General features: G+C 61.8%; 21 protein-coding genes. 4 read left to right on the top strand and 17 right to left on the bottom strand.

What is annotated here, in order from left to right; all coding sequences use genetic code 11:
• Nucleotides 1-10 precede the first annotated feature (10 nt).
• The 5 genes from thrC to xerD form a co-directional block, all read right to left on the bottom strand.
• Nucleotides 11-1,105, bottom strand: a complete 1,095-nt coding sequence (thrC, locus tag E0L37_RS04225) for a threonine synthase (RefSeq protein WP_133490538.1) — start codon at nucleotides 1,103-1,105, stop codon at nucleotides 11-13.
• Between the two features lie 89 nt (nucleotides 1,106-1,194).
• Nucleotides 1,195-2,496, bottom strand: coding sequence for a homoserine dehydrogenase (locus E0L37_RS04220; protein WP_133490537.1), 1,302 nt, complete (start codon nucleotides 2,494-2,496; stop codon nucleotides 1,195-1,197).
• Between the two features lie 59 nt (nucleotides 2,497-2,555).
• Nucleotides 2,556-3,749: an alanine transaminase gene (alaC, locus tag E0L37_RS04215; RefSeq protein ID WP_133490536.1), complete on the bottom strand. Its 1,194-nt coding sequence runs from the start codon at nucleotides 3,747-3,749 to the stop codon at nucleotides 2,556-2,558.
• Between the two features lie 144 nt (nucleotides 3,750-3,893).
• Complete coding sequence (locus tag E0L37_RS04210) at nucleotides 3,894-4,631, bottom strand: thioredoxin fold domain-containing protein (RefSeq protein WP_133490535.1); 738 nt, start codon at nucleotides 4,629-4,631, stop codon at nucleotides 3,894-3,896.
• 64 nt (nucleotides 4,632-4,695) lie between these two features.
• Entirely contained in the window at nucleotides 4,696-5,607 is a 912-nt protein-coding gene (gene xerD / locus E0L37_RS04205) for a site-specific tyrosine recombinase XerD (RefSeq protein ID WP_133490534.1), read from the bottom strand.
• Between the two features lie 255 nt (nucleotides 5,608-5,862).
• Between xerD and E0L37_RS04200 the strand changes: the two genes are divergently transcribed.
• Nucleotides 5,863-6,123: a GlsB/YeaQ/YmgE family stress response membrane protein gene (locus E0L37_RS04200; RefSeq protein WP_022995502.1), complete on the top strand. Its 261-nt coding sequence runs from the start codon at nucleotides 5,863-5,865 to the stop codon at nucleotides 6,121-6,123.
• A gap of 159 nt (nucleotides 6,124-6,282) precedes the next feature.
• On the opposite strand, the gene rplS is transcribed toward E0L37_RS04200, so the two are convergent.
• The 5 genes from rplS to ffh form a co-directional block, all read right to left on the bottom strand.
• On the bottom strand, nucleotides 6,283-6,639 hold the full coding sequence (gene rplS, locus E0L37_RS04195) for a 50S ribosomal protein L19 (protein WP_133490533.1): 357 nt from the start codon (nucleotides 6,637-6,639) through the stop codon (nucleotides 6,283-6,285).
• 15 nt (nucleotides 6,640-6,654) lie between these two features.
• Nucleotides 6,655-7,425 carry a tRNA (guanosine(37)-N1)-methyltransferase TrmD gene (gene trmD, locus E0L37_RS04190; protein ID WP_133490532.1) on the bottom strand — a complete coding sequence of 257 codons (771 nt, stop codon included), beginning with the start codon at nucleotides 7,423-7,425 and terminating at the stop codon, nucleotides 6,655-6,657.
• A gap of 33 nt (nucleotides 7,426-7,458) precedes the next feature.
• A complete protein-coding gene (gene rimM, locus E0L37_RS04185) occupies nucleotides 7,459-7,989 on the bottom strand; it encodes a ribosome maturation factor RimM (RefSeq protein ID WP_133490531.1) in 531 nt (176 codons plus the stop codon).
• 26 nt (nucleotides 7,990-8,015) lie between these two features.
• Nucleotides 8,016-8,270, bottom strand: a complete 255-nt coding sequence (rpsP, locus tag E0L37_RS04180) for a 30S ribosomal protein S16 (protein WP_014993775.1) — start codon at nucleotides 8,268-8,270, stop codon at nucleotides 8,016-8,018.
• 298 nt (nucleotides 8,271-8,568) lie between these two features.
• The gene (gene ffh / locus E0L37_RS04175; protein WP_133490530.1) at nucleotides 8,569-9,999 is read right to left on the bottom strand and encodes a signal recognition particle protein; all 1,431 of its coding nucleotides are present in this window, start codon (nucleotides 9,997-9,999) and stop codon (nucleotides 8,569-8,571) included.
• Nucleotides 10,000-10,154: 155 nt separating this feature from the next.
• Between ffh and E0L37_RS04170 the strand changes: the two genes are divergently transcribed.
• Both E0L37_RS04170 and E0L37_RS04165 read left to right on the top strand, forming a co-directional pair.
• Nucleotides 10,155-10,964: an inner membrane protein YpjD gene (locus tag E0L37_RS04170; protein WP_236563999.1), complete on the top strand. Its 810-nt coding sequence runs from the start codon at nucleotides 10,155-10,157 to the stop codon at nucleotides 10,962-10,964.
• Between the two features lie 126 nt (nucleotides 10,965-11,090).
• The gene (locus E0L37_RS04165; protein ID WP_370450512.1) at nucleotides 11,091-12,332 is read left to right on the top strand and encodes an HlyC/CorC family transporter; all 1,242 of its coding nucleotides are present in this window, start codon (nucleotides 11,091-11,093) and stop codon (nucleotides 12,330-12,332) included.
• A 154-nt stretch (nucleotides 12,333-12,486) separates the two neighbouring features.
• Here E0L37_RS04165 and rssA read toward each other — a convergent pair whose 3' ends face one another.
• Genes rssA through E0L37_RS04145 form a run of 4 tightly spaced genes read right to left on the bottom strand, consistent with a single transcriptional unit; the run spans nucleotide 12,487 to nucleotide 14,748 of the window.
• On the bottom strand, nucleotides 12,487-13,407 hold the full coding sequence (gene rssA, locus E0L37_RS04160) for a patatin-like phospholipase RssA (RefSeq protein ID WP_133490528.1): 921 nt from the start codon (nucleotides 13,405-13,407) through the stop codon (nucleotides 12,487-12,489).
• Nucleotides 13,404-13,622 (bottom strand): DUF1289 domain-containing protein, encoded by a 219-nt coding sequence (locus E0L37_RS04155; RefSeq protein WP_166642998.1) that lies wholly within the window; start codon nucleotides 13,620-13,622, stop codon nucleotides 13,404-13,406. The genes rssA and E0L37_RS04155 overlap by 4 nt, the downstream gene beginning before the upstream one ends.
• Nucleotides 13,606-14,139, bottom strand: coding sequence for a gamma carbonic anhydrase family protein (locus E0L37_RS04150; RefSeq protein ID WP_133490527.1), 534 nt, complete (start codon nucleotides 14,137-14,139; stop codon nucleotides 13,606-13,608). The genes E0L37_RS04155 and E0L37_RS04150 overlap by 17 nt, the downstream gene beginning before the upstream one ends.
• A gap of 24 nt (nucleotides 14,140-14,163) precedes the next feature.
• Nucleotides 14,164-14,748: a CoA pyrophosphatase gene (locus E0L37_RS04145; protein ID WP_133490526.1), complete on the bottom strand. Its 585-nt coding sequence runs from the start codon at nucleotides 14,746-14,748 to the stop codon at nucleotides 14,164-14,166.
• Nucleotides 14,749-14,935: 187 nt separating this feature from the next.
• Here E0L37_RS04145 and E0L37_RS04140 point away from each other — a divergent pair, with 187 nt between their 5' ends.
• The gene (locus E0L37_RS04140) at nucleotides 14,936-15,499 is read left to right on the top strand and encodes an NUDIX hydrolase (RefSeq protein WP_133490525.1); all 564 of its coding nucleotides are present in this window, start codon (nucleotides 14,936-14,938) and stop codon (nucleotides 15,497-15,499) included.
• A 49-nt stretch (nucleotides 15,500-15,548) separates the two neighbouring features.
• On the opposite strand, the gene E0L37_RS04135 is transcribed toward E0L37_RS04140, so the two are convergent.
• The 3 genes from E0L37_RS04135 to purL all read right to left on the bottom strand — a co-directional run bounded on the left by E0L37_RS04135 (nucleotide 15,549) and on the right by purL (nucleotide 20,651).
• Nucleotides 15,549-15,875 carry a YqfO family protein gene (locus E0L37_RS04135; RefSeq protein WP_133490524.1) on the bottom strand — a complete coding sequence of 109 codons (327 nt, stop codon included), beginning with the start codon at nucleotides 15,873-15,875 and terminating at the stop codon, nucleotides 15,549-15,551.
• 20 nt (nucleotides 15,876-15,895) lie between these two features.
• A complete protein-coding gene (locus E0L37_RS04130) occupies nucleotides 15,896-16,603 on the bottom strand; it encodes a PaaI family thioesterase (RefSeq protein ID WP_133490523.1) in 708 nt (235 codons plus the stop codon).
• A 154-nt stretch (nucleotides 16,604-16,757) separates the two neighbouring features.
• A complete protein-coding gene (purL, locus tag E0L37_RS04125; RefSeq protein ID WP_133490522.1) occupies nucleotides 16,758-20,651 on the bottom strand; it encodes a phosphoribosylformylglycinamidine synthase in 3,894 nt (1,297 codons plus the stop codon).
• Nucleotides 20,652-20,849: the final 198 nt, after the last annotated feature.

Below are 20,849 nucleotides of genomic sequence, written 5' to 3'. Positions count from 1 at the left end.
CAGGAGAAAGTTACAGATTATCCAGAATGGCTTTTTTCACCGCGTCCAGTTCGGCGTCGATAGTGACCATACGGGCACCAGAGGACAATTCCTGCTGACACTGCGCGATGGCGGTATCCGGATCCTTGAGCCCGTTACCGGTCAGGGTGCAGACGATGGTGCTGCCTTCAGCGATCTTGCCGGCTTTGATGTCACGCATGGCGCCACCAATGGAGGCGGCGGACGCCGGTTCGCAGAAGACCCCTTCTTTTTGCGCCAGCAGTTTCTGCGCGGCGAGGATTTCCTCATCAGTCAGTTCGTCGAACCAGCCTTCGGAGTCCTTCTGCGCGGTCCAGGCTTTGTCCCAGGACTGCGGGTTGCCGATGCGGATGGCGGTGGCCACGGTTTCCGGGTTTTCCACTGCCGCGCCGCGCAGGAACGGCGCCGCGCCCGTGGCCTGGTAGCCGACCATGCGCGGTACGCTGCCGGCGATACCGGCTTTGTGGTATTCGCTGTAGCCCATCCAGTAGGCGGAAATATTGCCCGCGTTGCCCACTGGCAGACAGTGATAATCCGGTGCGCGACCCAGCTCCTCGACGATTTCGAAAGCGGCGGTTTTCTGACCCTGCAGACGGAACGGGTTCACCGAGTTGACGATGGTGACCGGCGCTTTCTCGGCCACCTGCTTGACCAGTTCCATGCCCTGGTCGAAGTTGCCGCGGATCTGCATGATCATTGCGCCGTACATCATAGCCTGGGCCAGCTTGCCCATGGCGATCTTGCCTTCCGGAATCAATACGAACGCGGAAATGCCGGCCCGCGCGGCATACGCCGCCGCCGCCGCCGAGGTATTGCCGGTGGAGGCACAGATAATGGCGTTGCTGCCCTCTTCCACCGCCTTGGTCACCGCCATGGTCATGCCGCGATCCTTGAACGACCCGGTGGGGTTCAGACCTTCGTACTTGACGTAGATATCCACGTCCTTGCCGAGCAGGCGCGGGATATTCTTGAGCCGGATCAGCGGGGTGTTGCCTTCGCCCAGGCTGATGATCGGCGTGTCGTCATTCACCGGCAGGTGGTCGCGGTAACGGTTGATCAGGCCTGTGTAGCGGTCACGGAATGGCATGGTTGCTCTCTCTTTGTTTCACTAGCACGCAACACGCTTGCACGCATCACGCTGTAGCCGGCGGGCAGCAGTCCGCCGGCATTGTTCATTCAGGCGTCCAGGGTCTCGACGCGAATACGCATTATATCGTTATCCACGGTGTCCAGGGCAGCGATTCGCTTGAGTGCTTCGTTCATGTCACCCTCGCGCACCCGGTGAGTCAGGATAACGATGGGCACCAACCCTTCGTCCACTTCCTTCTGCACCATGGCCTCGATACTGATGTTGTTGTCGCTGAGAATGCGGGTCACGTCCGCCAGCACGCCGGCTTTGTCCTGGACGTGCAGCCGCAAGTAGTAACCACAGGAGATATCCTCGATGGTCAACACCGGTTCGTCGGACATCTGATCGGCATGGAAGCCCAGATAAGGTACCCGTTCGTGGTGATCCACGGTCAGTTCACGGCCCAGCTCGATGATGTCCGCCACCACCGCCGAGGCGGTGGGTTCGGCGCCGGCGCCGGCGCCATAGTAAAGGGTCGGGCCGACCGCGTCGCCGTCGATCATGACCGCGTTCATCACCCCATTGACCCCCGCCAGCATCACTTCCTGCGGGATCAGAGTGGGATGCACACGCAGCTCAATACCGCTGCCGGTGTCTTTGGCGATCCCCAAATGTTTAATGCGATAACCGAACTGGGCGGCACTATTGACGTCCTCGATGGTGATGCGGCTGATGCCCTCCATATAGACCTTGGAGAACTGCAACGGGATGCCGAACGCAACGGAGGCGAGGATCGTCAGTTTGTGAGCGGCGTCCACCCCTTCCACGTCGAAAGTGGGGTCCGCTTCCGCGTAGCCCAGCGCCTGGGCCTCCGCCAACACTTCGTCGAAACCACGGGCCCCCTGCTCCATCTCGGTGAGAATATAGTTACCGGTGCCATTGATAATGCCCGCCACCCAATTGATATGGTTGGCCGCCAAACCTTCGCCCAGTGCTTTGAGAATCGGAATACCGCCCGCCACGGACGCCTCGAAGGCCACATCCACGCCATGCTCCTGGGCAGCCTGGAAGATCTCATTACCGTGCTCGGCGATCAGCGCTTTGTTGGCGGTGACGATATGCTTGCCATTGCCGATGGCGGTGAGCACCAATTCGCGGGCGACGTCGGTGCCGCCGATCAATTCCACCAGGATATCCACGTCCGGGTCGTTGGCGACCTCGAACACATCCCGGGACACCCGGATACCGGTAATGTCGCAGGCGGGATTTTCACGCCGCGCACCAATGTGAGCGATCTCAATGGGCTGCCCCACGCGCCGGGCAATCTCGCCTGCATTGCGCTTGAGTACATTGACGGTGCCTGAGCCCACCGTGCCCAGGCCAGCGATCCCAACCTTAATCGACTTCACTTGGTCCTCTCCAGAATAGATGTAATCCAGGGTGCGCGTAGTGCACCGGGCCGACGATGTCAGCCCGTTATCAGCCCGTCGGCGCGGAACATCTTCTTGATGCCCCGCAGCGCCTGGCGGGTACGTTGCTCGTTTTCAATCAGGGCGAACCGCACATGGTCGTCGCCGTATTCGCCGAAACCGACGCCTGGAGAGACCGCCACGCCGGCCTCCGACAGCAGCTTCTTGGAGAATTCCAGCGATCCCAGCGCCCGGTAGGGTTCCGGAATACGGGCCCATACGAACATGGTGGCGCGGGGCTTTTCCACCGTCCAGCCCAGGTCATTGAGGCCATCGCAGAGCACGTCGCGGCGTTTCAGGTACAGATCGCGGATCTCGGAGACACAGCTCTGGTCGCCTTCCAGAGCGGCGATAGCAGCCACCTGGATCGGCGTGAAGGTGCCGTAATCCAGATAGGACTTGATGCGCGCCAGAGCGTGAATCAGCTCCTTGTTGCCGCAGCAGAAGCCGACCCGCCAGCCCGGCATATTGTAACTTTTGGACAGTGAGAAGAATTCCACCGCCACCTCGCGGGCGCCTTCCACCTGCAGGATCGACGGTGCCTCATAGCCGTCAAAAACGATGTCGGCATAGGCGATATCGTGCACCACCCAGATACCGTACTCCCGGGCGATCGCCACCACTTTCTCGAAGAAATCCAGCTCCACGCACTGGCCGGTGGGATTGCCGGGAAAATTCAGCACCAGCATCTTCGGCTTTGGCCAGGCCTCCTTGATCGCCCGCACCAGTTCCTCGAAGAAATCCACCCCCGGCACCAGCGGCACATGACGGATATCCGCGTTGGCGATGACAAAGCCATAGGGGTGGATCGGGTAGCTGGGATTGGGCACCATCACCGTGTCCCCGGGCCCCATGGTGGCCAGCGCCAGATGCGACAGTCCTTCCTTGGAGCCGATGGTGACGATGGCCTCGGATTCCGGGTCCAGCGCCACATTGTAGCGGCGCTGGTACCAGTCGGTGATGGCCTTGCGCAAACGGGGAATGCCACGGGACTGGGAGTAACGGTGGGTATCGCCACGCTGCACGGTTTCCACCAGCTTTTCCACGATGTGCGGCGGGGTCGGCTGGTCCGGATTGCCCATGCCGAAATCGATGATGTCCTCACCCCGCGCTCGCGCCGCTTTCTTCAGCTCTCCAACGATATTGAAGACATAAGGCGGCAAACGGCGAATACGCTGAAAATCGGCTTCCACGGCTGAATCCTTCAAAAAAGATGGCGCGGTCCGGGGCCGTACCGAAACAGGCACGTCACGGGCCGTGGCGGGGTTACTGGAAGCCGGACACATTAACGGCGCCAGGAGGCGCCGTCAATGTATCCCGGGGGCAGGAAAGCCCGCTTAAAGCTGCAGTCGCTGCAGCATTTGCGCCGGAGTCAGATAACCGCCCAGTTGGGTGCCTTCGGCGGTGTAGATCGCCGGCGTGCCGCGTACCCCGAACTCCACGCCCAGGGCGTATTCGTCGTTCACCTGGCCGGCACAGCTGCCGAGTGCATTTTCGACGATCTTGTCCTTCAGCTTGGCGTCGGTAAGGGCGGCGGCGCGGTCCTTGGCACACCAGATGTGGCGCATGTCCTCGGCCGCCTCGGACGCCGGCCCGCCGCGCGGGAAGGCCAGATAATGCACGGTGATCCCGGCCTCGTTGTACTCTTCGATGTGCTCGTGCATCTTGCGGCAGAAGCCACAGGTAATGTCGGTAAAAGCGTAGATTTCCGCCTTCTGATCATCGGCGGCATAGGTGATCATGCGTTTGCTGTCGACCTTGGCCAGGCCGGCCTTGCGCACCTTCTCGAGGCGCTCTTCCCCGAGATTCACCGGCTTGCCGTCCCGCAGCTCAAGCACATCACCGGTAAATACGAAACGGCCATCGCCGCTGGTATAGACCCACTGGCTTCCACCGCCGCCCTTGAGTTCCACCCGGGCCATGCCCTGCACTGGCGCCGGCTCGACTTTGCTGATCGTAAACTGGGGCAAGGTGCCGGCGAAGCTCTTCCTGATCGCCTTCTCATCCACCCCCGAATCCGCCACCGCCAGGGTGGCCGCGACCAATCCCAGGGCCGCCATCATTATCCTTTTCATGACATTCTCCAATGGTACGCCGCCCCCTGCGGCGACTATCGTTATTTGAGTGGCAACGGACGCCTCAAGTTCCCGCCCGGGGATGATGTTGCTCATAAAGCGTCTGTAACCGCTGCTGCGCCACATGGGTATAGATCTGCGTGGTGGACAAATCACTGTGCCCCAATAACAACTGCACCACCCGCAGGTCCGCCCCATGGTTGAGCAAATGTGTCGCGAACGCATGGCGCAGTGTATGGGGTGACAACGCCTTTTGCACCCCCGCGCTGATCGCGATCTGCTTGATCCGGTACCAGAATGCCTGGCGCGTCATCGGCTCCCCGCGCCGGCTCGGGAACACCACATCCTGATCCGGGTGAATCAGCAGGGGTCTGGCCTCCCGCAGATAACGCGACAGCCAGTACAATGCTTCCTCTCCCAGAGGCACCAGACGCTCCTTGTCCCCTTTTCCCACCACTCGCACCAAACCCTGGCGCTGATTGACCTGCCCCAGGGTCAGGCCAACCAGCTCCGACACCCTCAGGCCACAGGCGTACAGTACCTCGAGCATGGCTCGATCGCGCAGCCCCAGCGGATCGTCCAGGTCTGGCGCCGCCAGCAGCGCTTCCACATCGGCCTCGCTGAGACTCTTTGGCAGAGCCCTGCCGGTTTTCGGGCGCGCCACGTTCAAAGTGGGGTCCTCGTCGATGCGCCCTTCCCGTTTCAACCAGCGGAAAAAACTCTTCAACGCGGAAAGCTGTCGGGCCACGGACCGCGCGCCCAACCCCTGTTCATGGCGGTGAGCCAGGAACTGCAACAGCTGGTAACGCTGACACCGTTCCAGCGCGGTATGCTCTTCCCGGCCCAGCCACTCGCCGAACTGGCGCAGGTCCCGTCCATAGCTCTCCAGGGTATTGCGGCTCAGACCCCGTTCCAGCCATTGATTGTCGAGCCAGGCGTCCACTATCCGCTGTTGGGATTCGGGTAATGCATTCATGGTGTGTTTTTTCATTCCGGAATTCTGTCCGCCGGAATCGCTGCCGGCAAGCCTGTTCGCTGCCAAGGCAGCCTCCCACGGAAAGTCACGGGAGCCACTGTGGGAAGCTGCCTTGGCAGCGAATACAGCGGGAATTCACGCCTCCAAGACCAACGGACTTAGTATGGCCAGGGTTTTACTATTTATTACCAGGGCCGCGCCCTCATACGGGGCATACTCGAAGGGCTTTGAGTTACCAGAGGTAAGGAGTGCCCTATGGAAATTCTTTCGTGGATCGTACTGGGTCTGATCGCCGGAGTGATCGCAAAATGGATCATGCCGGGCAAGGATCCGGGCGGCTTCATTATTACCATTCTGATTGGTATCGCCGGTGCTTTCGTCGGCGGCTGGCTCGGTTCCCTGGTGGGAATCGGCGCGGGAGCGGCATCAAATTCGTTATCGATTGGCAGCATCATCACCGCCATCGTCGGCGCATTAGTGCTGTTGTTCCTGTACCGGTTACTAGCCAAACGCTAACCCTCCGCCGCAAAATAAAAAGGCCGCCCCGTCCGTTGGAGGGGGCGGCCTTTTTGTTTGTGCCCGGTGGGAGCATCCTTGCTCGGCCAGAGGTCGCTTCCGAATGCCCTACAGCAAAGGCTGAAGCGACAGTAGCTCGCAACCGGAGCGCATCGCGTATTACCGGATTTTTTCCTTGATACGCGCGGATTTACCGGAACGCTCACGCAGGTAGTACAGTTTGGCGCGACGAACATCACCGCGACGGATGACTTCGATGGAATCGACCAGCGGGCTGTGCAGCTGGAATACTCGCTCCACACCCACGCCGTGGGATACTTTACGGACAGTGAAATTGGAGTTCAGGCCACGATTGCGACGCGCAATCACCACGCCCTGGAACGCCTGCAGACGCTCACGGGTGCCTTCCTTCACTTTTACTTGCACGGTGACGGTGTCACCGGGACCGAACACCGGCACGTCGCTTTTCAGCTGTGCCTGTTCGATTTCCTGAATCAGGGGTTTCTTGCCGCTCATGGCGTGCTCCTTGGTTCATTGATCGCTGTATTGCTGCTCGTACTCCTCAATGTATTCATTGAGAAGCCGCTCTTCTTCCTCGCTCCAGCCGCTCTCGCGGCGGGCTTCGAGCAAGTCGGGACGCCACCGCCAGGTGCGCCCCAGTGCCTGCTTCAAACGCCAGCGACGAATCCTCTCGTGATCGCCGCTACGCAAGACTTCAGGCACCACCCGACCCTGGTATTCCTCGGGCCGCGTATAGTGCGGGCAGTCCAGCAGGTTTTCCAATTCACCGGAAAACGAATCCTGGGCCGCCGAATCCTCGTGCCCCAACACACCCGGTAACAGGCGTGCCACGGCATCCACCAGTACCAGCGCTGGCAGTTCGCCACCGCTGAGTACGTAATCACCGATGGATACCTGCTCATCCACCCATGACTCAATAAAGCGCTCATCGACCCCTTCATAGCGGCCGGCGACCAGGATCAAGGCCGGCTCGGCAGCCAGCTCCTGGGCCTTGCGCTGGGTCAGTGGCCGACCCTGTGGTGAAAGATAGATCACTCGCGCCGGCCCCACTCGCTCCCGGGCCGCGCTCAGCGCGCGCTCCAGAGGCTCCACTTTCATCACCATGCCCGGTCCGCCGCCGAAGGGGCGGTCGTCCACGGTGCGGTGGCGATCATCGGTGAAATCCCGGGGATTGACCGCTTCCAGACTCAGCCGGTCATTCTCGATGGCCCGCCGAGTCACGCCAAAGCCGGTCACCAGCCCGGTCATTTCCGGGAACAGCGTCATCAGCGCGATTCGCATTGAGCGCCTCCCTGTCCGCGATCCGCCGCGGTTCTAGAACTCCGGGTCCCAGTCCACGCGAATCTCACCACGCTCCAGGGCAACGTCGACAATCACGTCGTCCGGCACCCAGGGCAGCAGCCGTTCGCGGCGGTCCAGGCTGTCGGTATCGCCGATCACCACCAGTACATCATTGGCGCCGGTCTCCATCAGCCGATCCACCCGGCCCAGATCACGGCCGTCCGGCAGTATCACCCGCAGACCGATCAGATCCCGCCAGTAGTACTCACCTTCTCCGGAACGGGGCAGCAGGGATTCCGCCACGGCGATTTCCCGACCGACCAGCTCCCGCGCGGCCTGCTCGCGGTCACCGATACCGTCAATGGCGACGACCAGACCCTTGCCTTGGGGCCGGGCGCCGACCAGCTTCACTTCTTCCCAATCCCGGCCTTTGCTCAGATACCAGGGCTGGTACTCGAAGATGTTTTCCATGGGATCCGTATGGGAATAGACCTTTACCCAGCCTTTGATGCCGTGCACCGCCATTATGCGGCCCACCACCACCTTGTCCGATTGGGATCCCATGGATTCAGATCAGAGAGTCAGGATGCTCAAGCGCTCTCGCTCTTGCGCGCTTCCTTGACCAGGGTCTTGACCCGGTCGGACAGCTGGGCGCCTTTCTGAACCCACTGGTCCACGGCTTCCAGGTCCACTTTCAGACGGATTTCACCGCCACGGGCGATCGGGTTGAAGTACCCCAGGCGCTCGATGAAGCGGCCGTCACGGGCATTGCGGCTGTCGGTGGCAATGATTTGATAGAAAGGGCGTTTCTTGGAGCCACCACGGGCGAGACGAATAACCAGCATGTTTCAGTCCTGTTCAATCCGGTGTCCCGGCCGAGCGCTCATCGCCCGGCCATCGTATCCGCTTGAAATTCCCCCCGGAATGGGCCGGAGGGCGCGAAGGGCGCAGATTTTACGCGGGGTTGGAGGGGAAGGCAAGAACAGAGCCAGACAAAACGCGGCGCGGTTAGCAATACGCTGATTCGCTGCCAAGGCAGCTTCCCACGGACCGAACCACGAAGCCGCTGTGGGAGCTGCCTTGGCAACGAATCAGCGTGTCGGATTTGTATGGGACAGCCGTGATCCGGAGACCATCGACGTGTTACATCGGCGGCAAGCCGCCTCCGCCGCCCATGCCCCCGGGAGGCATGCCACCCGGCGGCATTCCGCCGCCGGGGCCACCCTGCCCGCCCATCATGCCTTCCAGGCCACGCATCATGTTCTTCATGCCACCCTTGGTGCGCATCTTCTTCATCATCTTCGCCATCATCTTCTGCTGCTTCATCAGGCGATTGAGGTCCTGGATCTCCAGCCCGGCGCCGGTGGCGATCCGCTTCTTGCGGGACCCCTTGATCAGATCCGGGTTGCGGCGCTCCTTGGGCGTCATGGAGTCGATCAGCGCTTCCATGTGCTTCATGTTCTTGAGCGCCGCCGGATCCTGCGCCGCCTGCATCATATTGCCCATGCCCGGCAGCTTGTCCAACAGACCGGCCATGCCACCCATATTGCGCATTTGCTGGAACTGGTCCTTGAGATCCTCGAAGTCCATCGCCTTGCCTTTCTTGAACTTCTTGGCGATCTTCTCGGCTTTCTTCTTGTCCAGCTTGCGCTCGGCCTCTTCCACCAGGGACAGCACGTCGCCCATGCCGAGAATCCGGCTGGCGATGCGGTCCGGGTGGAACGGTTCCAGGGCATCGGTCTTCTCCCCCATGCCGATGAACTTGATCGGCTTGCCGGTGAGATGACGCACCGACAGCGCCGCCCCTCCGCGGGAGTCACCGTCGGCCTTGGTCAGGATCACCCCGGTGAGCGGCAGTGCCGCATTGAACGCCTGGGCGGTGTTGGCGGCGTCCTGACCGGTCATGGCGTCCACCACGAACAGCGTTTCCGCCGGTTCGATGGCGGCGTGCAGCCGCTTGATCTCCGCCATCATGTCGTCGTCCACGTGCAGACGACCGGCGGTATCGACGATCAACACGTCCATATAGCGGCGGCGGGCCTCGGCCAGGGCGGCATTGGCGATATCCACCGGGTCCTGATCACCGGTAGAGGGGAAGAAGTGGGTCTCCACCTCCCCGGCCAGGGTTTTCAGCTGCTCGATCGCCGCCGGACGGTAGACGTCGGCGGACACCACCATGACCTTTTTCTTTTCGCGTTCCTGAAGGAAGCGCGCCAGCTTGGCCACGGAGGTGGTTTTACCGGCCCCCTGCAAGCCGGCCATCAGGATGATGGCCGGCGGCTTGGTGGCCAGATCAAGGGCGTCGTTGGCGTCGCCCATGGTGTGGACCAACTCGTCATTGACGATCTTCACGAACGCCTGGCCGGGGTTCAGGCTTTGCAGGACTTCCTGCCCCAACGCCTTCTCTTTGACCTGTTCGACGAATTCCTTGACCACCGGCAGCGCCACGTCGGCTTCCAGCAGGGCCTTGCGTACCTCGCGCAACGTATCGCGAATATTGTCCTCATTGAGCTGCCCCTGACCGGCCAGGTTCTTCAGCGACTGGCCCAGGCGCTCGGTGAGATTCTCGAACATGATCATCAACCTCCTGAATCGGGTGGCCGCTCTCCAGCCCGGAAAACGGCGACAGGGCGCGATTATAGGGCAGGCACCCCACCGCCGTCATGGCGAACGCTTCAAAAGCCGGGGCAGCTGTGCCAGACTTCGGCGGCTTTTCCCGGAAAACCACCATGGAACCTATGACTCCTGCCCTGGCCTTCGGCTTACCCGCCACCGCCCTGTACGTGTTGGCGTCCATACTGGTGTACCGCCAGTTCCGGGGGCAAGCCTCGCCTTCAAAAATGGCCATCCTGGTGCCGGGCGGCCTGGCGGTGATCGCCCATGCGCTGACCCTGTACGCTCAGATGATCACCCCGAGTGGCCTGCTGCTGGGCCTGTTCCCCGTGGCCTCGGCGGTGGCGCTGGTGGGCGCCGCCCTGGTGGTGCTGTCCAGCCTGTTCAGGCCGTTTCAGTGGGTCAGCGCCTTGGTGTTTCCGTTCGCCGCCGCCACCATCCCGGCGGCGCTGTGGCTGCATACCGGCTATGTGGCCCATCCGCTGGAACACGGCATCGGCATGCACGTACTGCTGTCTATCGTCGCCTATGCGGTGCTGGCGCTTTCCGCCTGCCAGGCGGTGCTGCTGTGGATCCAGCACCGCCAGCTCAAGGATGGCCACATCCGCGGCGTGATGCGGTTGTTCCCGCCGATCCAGATGATGGAGTCGATGCTGTTCGACGCCCTGTGGCTGGGCGAATGCCTGCTGACCCTGGCGATCCTGTTCGGTTTCCTCTACGTGGATGACCTGTTCGCCCAGCATCTGGTCCATAAAACCGTTCTGACCCTGGTGTCCTGGGTGATTTTCGCCGTGTTGCTGTTTGGCCGTCATCTGCGTGGCTGGCGTGGCCTCACCGCGGTACGCTTCACCCTGGTGGGCTTCGCCGTGCTGCTAGTGGCCTTCTTTGGCACGCAGCTGGTACTGGAAGTGATCCTGCGGCGCTGATCCCGGCGGCGCGGTTAGGGCCTGTTCACCCTAGTGCTTGACACCCCGGAACCCGGCACCGAACAATAGCGAGCCAAACAGCAACCAAACGACCGTCTCTTGGCCAGCATCCCGGATGGGTGGTTATTGACCACCCTGATCATTCTGATCCTCTTTTCCGCTTTCTTCTCCAGCAGTGAAACCGGCATGGTGGCGATTAACCGCTACCGGCTGCGTCACCTTTCCCGGCAAGGCCACAGCGGCGCCGGCCGGGTGGAAAAACTGCTGCGGCGTACCGACCGGCTGTTGTCGGTGATCCTGATTGGCAACAACTTCGTCAACAACTTCGCCGCCACGGTGGCGGCGATCCTGGCGATCCGCTGGCTGGGCGACTCCGGCGCGGCGGTGGCGCCGGTGGTGATCACTCTGGTGATGCTGGTCTTCGCCGAAATCACGCCGAAGACCTACGCCGCACTGAAACCGGAACGGGTGGCCTTCCCCGCCAGCGTTGTGTTGCAACCACTGCAATGGCTGCTGGCGCCACTGGTGTGGCTGGTTAACGGCGTCAGCGGCCTGTTCCTGCGTCTGTTCGGGGTACGCGCCGACAACGCCGAGGAGGATCACCTCAGCCCCGAGGAACTGCGCACCGTGGTCAATGAGGCCGGTGGCCTGATTCCGGAAAAGCACCAGAAGATGCTGCTGAACATCCTTGATCTGGAAAGTGTCACCGTCGAGGACATCATGATTCCGCGCAACGAAATGGTCGGTATCGATCTGGACGATGACATGAACGACATCCTCAACACATTGCGCACCAGCCAACATACCCGGCTGCCGGTCTACCGCGGCGACCCCAACAACATGTTGGGTGTGCTGCACCTGCGCAAACTGAGCCGTTTGCTGCTCAAGGAAGAAATCAACAAAGCGGAACTGATGCAGTACACGGTGGAGCCCTACTTCGTGCCCGAGGGCACCTCGCTGAACCGCCAGTTGATCCAGTTCCAGAATGCCAAGCGTCGCATCGGCATTGTCGTGGATGAATATGGTGACGTGATGGGACTGGTGACCCTGGAAGATATCCTTGAAGAGATCGTCGGCGAATTCACTTCCGACCAGGCCGCCACCACCAATCCGGACATCCTGCCCCAGGAAGACGGCAGTTTCGTCATCGACGGCTCCGCCAACCTGCGCGACATCAACCGGGCACTGCACTGGGACATGCCTATCCTCGGACCACGCACTCTCAACGGCCTGATCCTGGAACACCTGCAGTCGATTCCCGACGCCAACATTTCATTGCGGGTGGAGGACTACCTGATTGAAATCCTGCAGGTAAAGGACAATATGGTTAAGGCGGCGAGAGTCAGGAAAAAGGCAGTGGACAGTTGAAGTGGAAACAAGGGGTTTGAACTGCTGTGGGAAGCTTGCTTGCAAGCGAATATTGCTAAACGCCTGAGCGAACCCCATTCGCTTGCAAGCAAGCTTCCCACAGCGGCTAAAGATGACCTCTTTTGTTTTTCCTTTCGCTGTCAACTGTCCACTATCAACTGTCAACTGTCTTCCCCCCCAACCACGCCCGAATATCGCCGGCATGGCGCTCGACCAGGCGACGGCCTTCGTCGATGGCTTCCTTGGCGCGATGGAAGTCCATCAGGGCAAAGTCCTCCAGTAGCGGGATCAAGGTGATTTCCGGCGGGTCACCGGCCATGCGGGAGCGGGTGATACGGTCCTGCATGATGTTGACGCTGGAGGCGATGACGTCGAAGAAGCCGGGAGCCTGGCCGTCACCACTGGTGAAGTAATTCGCCATTTTCTGCCACAGGCTGTGCTCTTCCTCGGTGACGCCGTTTTCTCCCGGCGGTTTCTGCCGGGACAGGTGGGCGCCCACCAACTGAGCATTGAGATTGACGGCAATGACCACATCGGCGCCAAAGGCCCGGGCGGCGGATACCGGCACCGGATTCACCAGACCGCCGTCCAGCATCCAGCGCCCCTGATGCTCCAGCGGCGTGAACAGCCCCGGCAACGCGCAGGAAGCCCTTGCCGCCTGCAGAATCGGCCCCTTGCTGATCCAGATCTCACGACCACTCTTCATGTCCGTGGCGACGGTGACGAAACGCTGCTCCAGATCCTCGATATTGGGGTTGCTGTGCCGTTGCTCGAAGAAACCGAACAGCTTTTCGCCCTTGACCACGCCGCCGGACAGGGTGAAATCCATCAGGCCGAACACATCCTTGGTGGTCAGCGTCTTCACCCAGTCCGCCAGGTCATTGAGGGTACCGTTGACGTATGCGCTACCCACCAGCGCCCCGATGGAGGTACCGGCCACCACGTCCGGACGAATCCCCATGTCTTCCAGGGCCTGGATCACGCCAATATGCGCCCAGCCGCGCGCCGAACCACTGCCCAGCGCCAGCCCCAGACGCGGCGTCGACGACGTGCCCGGCTCCTGTTCCGCACTCATCCGGGTACCACTTCATCCATCAAACAGGACGCCGCCTCACCGGCCATACGCCGCTGACACCGGCGCAACACTTCCACCTGGCGGTCGGCATCGAGACGCCCCCAATGGCTGATTTCCTGGCCGGTGCGGAAGCAGCCGACACAGACGTCGTCACCGTCCAGCGCGCAGATCGACACGCATGGCGATACCGGCTTGGGATTATTTGAAACGCTCATCTTCTTGCAGATGCTCCGAGAAATGACGGGCATGGGCCACGTAGTGCTGGCTGCCCATGGTGATCATCGCCTTGTGGCCATCGGTGATTTCCTTCACCACCTTGGCCGGCGCGCCCATCACCAAAGAGTTGTCCGGGATTTGCATGCCTTCCGGCACCAAAGCATGGGCGCCAATAATGCAGTTGCTCCCTACCTTGGCACCGTTCAGCACCACCGCATTCATGCCGATCAGCGTGTTATCACCGATGGTGCAGCCGTGCAGCATCACTTTGTGGCCGACCGTGACGTTCTTGCCGATCTTCATCGGCACGCCCGGATCCACATGCAGCACCGAATTTTCCTGTACGTTGCTGTTGTCTCCGATTTCGATGACATCGTTATCGGCGCGGATCACCACACCGAACCAGACACTGGCGTTTTCACCCAGCACCACGGAGCCGATCAGAGTGGCGTTGGGCGCAATCCACTGCCCCCCGCCACGGAATTCCAACTGGCGGTCGTTAATCGTGTAAATCATTTTCTTATCCTTGGCTGGCCCGTCTCAGTCGTCACTGACGTCGAAACGGATATCGGTATCGTAAACGTGGTTGATGAGATCCAGGATCATGAACGCGGTCAATCCCCAGATGCGTTTGTCCTCGAAATAGTAGTTAGGCATGCGCAACCGGCGCCCATACACTTCCACCGGCGCGGTCAGATCCGGCTCCTGCTCCAGGAAGAAACGCAGCGGTACGTTGAAAATCGAATCAATCTCACCGGGCTCGGGTATCAACTCCGCCTCCGGGCGCACCACACCGACAAAAGGCGTTACCTTCATGCCAAAACGGGACGGGATCGGCGACAGGTTGCCCAGCACTTCCACCGCTTCCCGCACCAGGCCTACTTCTTCCTGACTCTCGCGCAGCGCTGTCATCATCAGATTACGGTCGGAGGGATCCCGCTTGCCGCCGGGGAAGGCCACCTCACCGGCGTGCGTGGGCATCGAACGGGAGCGCACGGTGAGTATCAATTCCGGCTCGGGCTTGTCGACAAAGGGCATCAGCACCGCCGCCTCGGGCAGATCCAGAGGCAACTCGATCAAGCGGTAGTCCGGCAGCCGCCTGCGCAAGCGTTCCAGGTCTGTCATCCGCGTTTCTCCCGCGGCCCTGTATTGATTGGACCTTCACTGCACTGCTTCACTCTCTTACTCCCCTTTCTTTACGACTCAGTTTGACCATCACCCGCGCAACGGGCAAGGGCGCGGCGCCGCTTTCGGATTGCCAGGGTTCCGGCGAGCCAGTAGGCTGGCGTACTTCACCACGGCGAGAACGATCATGAAGTATTGCAGCCATTGCGGGCAGGAAGTGTTGTATTCGGTTCCCGAAGGAGACAACCGGCCCCGCTATTGGTGCAACCATTGTGGCACCATCCACTACCAGAACCCGAAAATCGTGGTTGGCGCCATCCCGGTCTGGGAAGGCCGCATTTTGCTCTGCAAACGCTCCATCGAGCCCCGCAAGGGCTACTGGACCCTGCCCGCCGGCTTCATGGAAAACGGGGAAACCCTGCAGGAAGGCGCCGCCCGGGAAACCTGGGAAGAAGGCTGCGCCACGGTAGAGGTTGGGGATATTTATACGATTTTCAACCTGCCCCATATCAACCAGGTCTATGTCTTTTTCCTGGGCAACATGGCCAACAGTGATTATGGCGTGGGCGAGGAAAGTTCCGACGCCAGGATGTTCACGGAGGACGAGATCCCCTGGGATCAACTGGCCTTCCCCACCATCGGCCGTACCCTCAAGTTTTATTTTCAGGATCTGAGAACCGGCGACTTCCCGGTACGCACCCAGGACATTCCGCCGCTCAAGCGCAAACCGGCGCTGGATGAGAATATCTAGATTGGCGCCTATTCGCTGTTAAAGCAGCGAATAGCATCCTGGCAGTCGGTCAAACCGGCAGCGGCGCCAGTTGCCACAAATCGATGGCCGGCTCCTCGTAGGGATGGGCGTCGCGCAAGGCACGAACCGCCGGTCTCAGACAATCCGCTTCGCAGATCATCTCCACCCGGTACTCCTCCACCGTCTCCACCTGCCCCTGGCTGCCCAGATAAGGATTGCTGCCGTCCAGGGGCCTGAACTGGCCCTGGCCCAGCACCTGGAAGCTGCAACGGTCGTAGTCACCAATGCGGCCGGCCCCGGCGTCGAACACCGCCGCCTTGACGGTTTCCACGTGACTCACCGGCACATAGAAACAAAGCTTGTAGAGCGTCGTCATCGGTCCTCCTGATGATCGATTCAGGCCACGTCGCTGTCGTCGGTCAGGTGCGCATACTCCGGTTTGAGGCGGTAATCCCCCTGGGAGGAAATCCAGATGCCGTCGGCGGCCACGGTTTGCACGCCGTCGGCGAAGACTCGCGCCTCACTGAACAGCTTGCGCCCTTCCAGACGTACCAGACGTGCCTCGAAACTGACCTCGGTATGCAGCGGGGTCGGCGCCATGTAACGCACCTTGAGAGTGCCGGTCATCCCGACATTACTGACAAAATCCTGGGTCTTGGCCAGCAACATATCCAGAGCCAGTGACAGCACGCCGCCATGCACTTTGCCTGGCGGGCCCATGAAGGCGCGGCCGAAAGTGGCGCGGGCGCGCACGATATCGCCGTCGAGCCAGAAGGTCACTGGTGGCGACATGGCATTGGCCGGGCCGGACAGAATCTCGAAATCCGCCATATCCAGGGCGTCCTGACGGCTGCCCTGGCCGACGATCAGACGGCCGAGGATGTCGCGCATACTGCGATGGGAGAAGCCTTCCAGGCTCTGTCGCAACGCCCTCGCCTGTTCGGTGGCGGCGGCCAGCGCCGCTTCATCCGCATCCAGACGCACCAACTGCTCATTGATCGCCGCCAGTTCCCGGGCCAACTCCCGGCGCCGCGCCGACACCGGCGTCGGCTGCGGCAGCTCGCCGAGCGGCATATCAAAATAATGGTACTTTTCTTCCGTCATATTCGTTTCTGATCAGCCTGCTACTAATGTTTTGCCCACACGCAAATTCGCTGGCAAGCGGAGCGCCGCCCGGCCAGCTTCCCACAGCGCTTTCTTTGGCTTTTCGCTTTTGCCTTTCGCTGTCAACTGTCCACTATCAACTGTCAACTGCCTCTTACCCGACCCACTTGCGCGCATTGGCAAACATGCGGAACCAGGGAGCGTTGTCGAAGCGGCGCCAGTCGTCCGGGATCCAGCTGTTCTGCAACACCCGGAATACCCGTTCCGGGTGCGGCATCATGATGGTCACGCGGCCGTCACGGGTAGTGAAGCCGGTGGCGCCCTGGCTGGAGCCGTTGGGGTTGGCGGGGTACTGCTCGGTGGCATTGCCCATGCCGTCCACGTAGCGCAGGGCCACCAGGCGTTGTTCCACATTGCGGGCCAAATCGGCATCGCTGATCTCCACCCGCCCTTCGCCGTGAGCCACGGCGATGGGCAGGCGGGTGCCGGCCATGTCGCGCAGCAAGATGGACGGCGAATCGCCGATTTCCACCAGCGAGGTGCGGGCCTCGAACTGCTCGCTCAGATTACGTACAAAGCGCGGCCAATGTTCCGCGCCGGGCACCAGGTCCTTGAGGTGGGCCAGCATCTGACAGCCGTTGCACACGCCCAGGGCGAAAGTGTCCTCGCGGAAGAAGAAACGGTTGAAGGCGTCACGCAGGCCGTTGTGATACAGCACTGTCTTGGCCCAGCCGCCACCGGCGCCAAGCACGTCGCCATAGGAGAACCCGCCGCAGGCCACCAGGCCTTTCATGTCGTCCAGACTGGCGTCACCGGCCAGCAGGTCGCTCATGTGCACGTCCACCGCCGCGAAGCCGGCACGATCGAAAGCGGCCGCCATCTCGGTCTGCCCATTGACGCCCTGCTCGCGCAGGATCGCCACCTTGGGCCGGTTGCCACCGATGAACGGCGCCGCCACATTTTCGCTCATGTCGAAAGTGAGCCGCACATTCAAGCCCGGATCGTTGCTGTCCGGGATCGCGTCGAACTCCTGGCGGGCGCAGTCCGGGTTGTCGCGCAGCGCCTGGATCCGATAGCTGGTTTCCGACCAGAGCCGTTGCAGACCGCGACGAGGCCGTTCCATCAGGATGGCACCACCCAGACGGACCCGCACCACATCATCCACATTGAGCCGCGCCACGGCGTGCACGCAGCCGGCCAGCCCGGCCTCGGCGTAGCGTTGCCGCACCGCCTCCGCTTCGCTTTCCGGCACCTGCAGTACCGCGCCCAGTTCCTCGGCGAACAGGGCCGCCACCGCTTCCGGGCCATCACCGGCGATGTCATCCAGTACGATGTCGATACCGACCCGGCCAGCGAACGCCATTTCCACCAGGGAGGTGAACAGACCACCGTCGGAGCGATCGTGGTAGGCCATCAGCTTGCCTTCCGCCAGCAACGCCTGGGTGACGTCGAAGAACGCCTTCAGATCGGCGGCGTCATCCAGATCCGGCGGCACGTCACCGACCTTGCCGAACACCTGCGCCAGCGCCGAGCCGGCCAGCCGGTTACGACCTCGGCCCAGATCCACCAGCAGCAGCTCGCTGGCCTCGGTGGTGCGTAATTGCGGCGTCACGGTCAGATTGATGTCACTGACCTGGGCGAAGGCGGTGACGATCAGCGACAGCGGCGAGGTGACGCTCTTGTCGATGCCGCGCTCATTCCACACGGTGCGCATGGAGAGAGAGTCCTTACCCACCGGGATGGCGATGCCCAGGTCCGGGCACAGTTCCATGCCCACCGCCTTGACCGTATCGAACAGTGCCTGATCCTCACCGGGATGGCCGGCGGCGGCCATCCAGTTGGCGGACAAGCGGATCCGCCCGAAGCCGCCAATGTGGGCGCCGGCCAGATTGGTAATGGTCTCCGCCACCGCCATTCGGCCGGAAGCGGCGGCGTCCACCAGAGCCACCGGGGTGCGCTCTCCCATGGCCATGGCTTCACCGGTGGTAATGCCGGCCTGGTTGGGATTGAAACCGGTGGCGGTCACCGCGCAGTCGGCCACCGGCACCTGCCAGGGTCCCACCATCTGGTCCCGGTGAACCAGACCGGTCACCGAGCGGTCGCCGATGGTGATCAGGAAGCTCTTGGAGGCTACCGTGGGCAGCCGCAGCACCCGATCCACCGCATCGCGCAGTTCGATGTCGTCGGTGGTGAAGGTCTGGCGCTGGAAGTCTTCCCGGTCGAAGGCGCGCTGCATCTTCGGCGGCTTGCCGAACAGCAAATCCATGGGCAGATCCACCGGCGCATCGCCAAAGTGCTCGTCGGACACTTTAAGGTGCTCTTCTTCGGTGGCCTCGCCGAGCACCGCGAATGGGGCTCTTTCGCGTAGACACAACGCCTCGAAACGCGCCAGATTGTCCGGCATCACCGCCAGCACATAACGTTCCTGGGCTTCGTTGCACCAGATTTCCACCGGACTCATGCCCGGTTCGTCGCTGGGCACCCGGCGCAATTCCAGATTGGCTCCGCGATCGGCATCGTGGACCAGTTCCGGCAAGGCATTGGAGAGGCCGCCGGCACCGACGTCGTGGACGGAGACAATCGGGTTGTCGTTGCCCAGAGCCCAGCAGCGGTCGATCACTTCCTGCACCCGGCGCTCGATTTCCGGGTTACCGCGCTGCACCGAAGCAAAATCCAAAGCCTCGTCGGACTCACCGCTGGCCATGGAACTGGCGGCGCCGCCGCCGAGGCCGATCAGCAGGGCCGGTCCGCCCAGCACGATGATTTTGGCACCGGCCGGGATGCCCTCTTTCTGTACATGGCCGTCACGGATGTTGCCGAGGCCGCCCGCGATCATGATCGGCTTGTGGTAACCGCGCCGCTCATCGCCATTGATGCCCGGCGCTTCGATTTCCAGGGTGCGGAAATAGCCGCACAGATTCGGTCGGCCGAACTCGTTGTTGAAGGCGGCGCCACCCAGCGGCCCCTCGATCATGATATCCAGCGCCGAAGCGATGCGACCGGGGCGGCCGTAGTGCTCTTCCCACGGCTGCACGAAATCCGGAATGCTCAGGTTGGATACCGAAAACCCGGTGAGCCCGGCCTTGGGCTTGGCGCCGCGGCCGGTGGCGCCTTCATCGCGAATCTCGCCGCCAGCGCCGGTGGATGCCCCGGGATGGGGTGCGATGGCGGTGGGGTGGTTATGGGTCTCCACCTTCATCAGCATATGCACCGGCTCATTGATGTAGCGATACTCGGTGTCGTCCGGGCGGGTGAAGAACCGATCCGCCACCGGCCCCGCCACCACCGCGGCGTTGTCCTTGTAGGCACTGAGCACGCCGTCACTGGCGTGTTTGTAGGTGTTGCGGATCATGCCGAACAGGCTCAGTTCCTGGGCTTCACCGTCGATGGTCCAGTCGGCATTGAAGATTTTGTGCCGGCAATGCTCGGAGTTGGCCTGGGCGAACATCATCAGTTCCGCGTCACTGGGGTTGCGTCCCAGGGCGGTGAAGCGCTCCACCAGGTAATCGATCTCGTCGTCCGCCAACGCCAGACCCAGCTCACCATTGGCGGTGGCCAGCGCCTCGCGGCCGCCGCCGATCACATCCACCGTGGTCAGCGGCTTGGGCCGGTGATGGCTGAACAGGGCCTCGGCCTGTTCAGGCTGATCCAGCACTGTTTCCACCATGCGGTCGTGCAGCGGCGCCACCAGCTCCGCCCGGGCCACGTCCTGATCCGCCCGCAACTGATATTCGATGCCACGCTCCACTCGCAGCACCTTGTCAAGGCCGGCGTTGTGGCAGATATCGGTGGCTTTGGAAGACCAGGGGGAGATCGTGCCGGGGCGCGGCACCACCAGGAACCGGCGGCCTTCCACCGGTTCCTCGCTGATCGTCGGGCCATAGCTCAGCAAGCCGTCGAGTACCGCCTGTTCCTCGGCGGACAACGGCGCGGAAGTTTCCACGAAATGAACGAAACGGGCGGACAGTGCCTCCACCCGAGGCAAAGCGCGCAGCAATTTTTCCTTACGAAATGCGGAGAGAGCCGGGCTACCGGGTAGGATCAGCATGGGCTGGCTTTTCCTTTGGATCGACGGGGGATTGGAAGAAGCCGCAATGATACCGGATTCCTGGGGGGCGGCGCGAGGGCGCGAACCCGGTTTCCCGCCTTTATCACGAAAGGGTCACGACACGGTGGAAACCGTCATCAACCGGTCCGATAGCGGCAATTGTTGGACAAAAAATCGCCGGGAGCGATTTTCAACGTC

This window comes from Alcanivorax sp. 24, from assembly GCF_004360225.1.
Taxonomy (GTDB): Bacteria; Pseudomonadota; Gammaproteobacteria; order Pseudomonadales; family Alcanivoracaceae; genus Alloalcanivorax; species Alloalcanivorax xiamenensis.
This window is presented reverse-complemented; position numbering and strand designations above follow the sequence as displayed.

Bases quoted from the DNA above. Each gene is read 5' to 3' on its own strand.
- E0L37_RS04140 (WP_133490525.1), top strand. From the start codon at position 14,936: ATGAAGTATTGCAGCCATTGCGGGCAGGAAGTGTTGTATTCGGTTCCC.
- E0L37_RS04130 (WP_133490523.1), bottom strand. From the start codon at position 16,603: ATGACGGAAGAAAAGTACCATTATTTTGATATGCCGCTCGGCGAGCTG.
- E0L37_RS04170 (WP_236563999.1), top strand. From the start codon at position 10,155: ATGGAACCTATGACTCCTGCCCTGGCCTTCGGCTTACCCGCCACCGCC.
- xerD (WP_133490534.1), bottom strand. From the start codon at position 5,607: ATGAATGCATTACCCGAATCCCAACAGCGGATAGTGGACGCCTGGCTC.
- E0L37_RS04145 (WP_133490526.1), bottom strand. From the start codon at position 14,748: ATGACAGACCTGGAACGCTTGCGCAGGCGGCTGCCGGACTACCGCTTG.
- rssA (WP_133490528.1), bottom strand. From the start codon at position 13,407: ATGAGTGCGGAACAGGAGCCGGGCACGTCGTCGACGCCGCGTCTGGGG.
- E0L37_RS04135 (WP_133490524.1), bottom strand. From the start codon at position 15,875: ATGACGACGCTCTACAAGCTTTGTTTCTATGTGCCGGTGAGTCACGTG.
- purL (WP_133490522.1), bottom strand. From the start codon at position 20,651: ATGCTGATCCTACCCGGTAGCCCGGCTCTCTCCGCATTTCGTAAGGAA.
- thrC (WP_133490538.1), bottom strand. From the start codon at position 1,105: ATGCCATTCCGTGACCGCTACACAGGCCTGATCAACCGTTACCGCGAC.
- E0L37_RS04155 (WP_166642998.1), bottom strand. From the start codon at position 13,622: ATGAGCGTTTCAAATAATCCCAAGCCGGTATCGCCATGCGTGTCGATC.
- ffh (WP_133490530.1), bottom strand. From the start codon at position 9,999: ATGTTCGAGAATCTCACCGAGCGCCTGGGCCAGTCGCTGAAGAACCTG.
- trmD (WP_133490532.1), bottom strand. From the start codon at position 7,425: ATGCGAATCGCGCTGATGACGCTGTTCCCGGAAATGACCGGGCTGGTG.
- rplS (WP_133490533.1), bottom strand. From the start codon at position 6,639: ATGAGCGGCAAGAAACCCCTGATTCAGGAAATCGAACAGGCACAGCTG.
- rimM (WP_133490531.1), bottom strand. From the start codon at position 7,989: ATGGGATCCCAATCGGACAAGGTGGTGGTGGGCCGCATAATGGCGGTG.
- E0L37_RS04210 (WP_133490535.1), bottom strand. From the start codon at position 4,631: ATGAAAAGGATAATGATGGCGGCCCTGGGATTGGTCGCGGCCACCCTG.
- rpsP (WP_014993775.1), bottom strand. From the start codon at position 8,270: ATGCTGGTTATTCGTCTCGCCCGTGGTGGCTCCAAGAAACGCCCTTTC.
- E0L37_RS04200 (WP_022995502.1), top strand. From the start codon at position 5,863: ATGGAAATTCTTTCGTGGATCGTACTGGGTCTGATCGCCGGAGTGATC.
- E0L37_RS04150 (WP_133490527.1), bottom strand. From the start codon at position 14,139: ATGATTTACACGATTAACGACCGCCAGTTGGAATTCCGTGGCGGGGGG.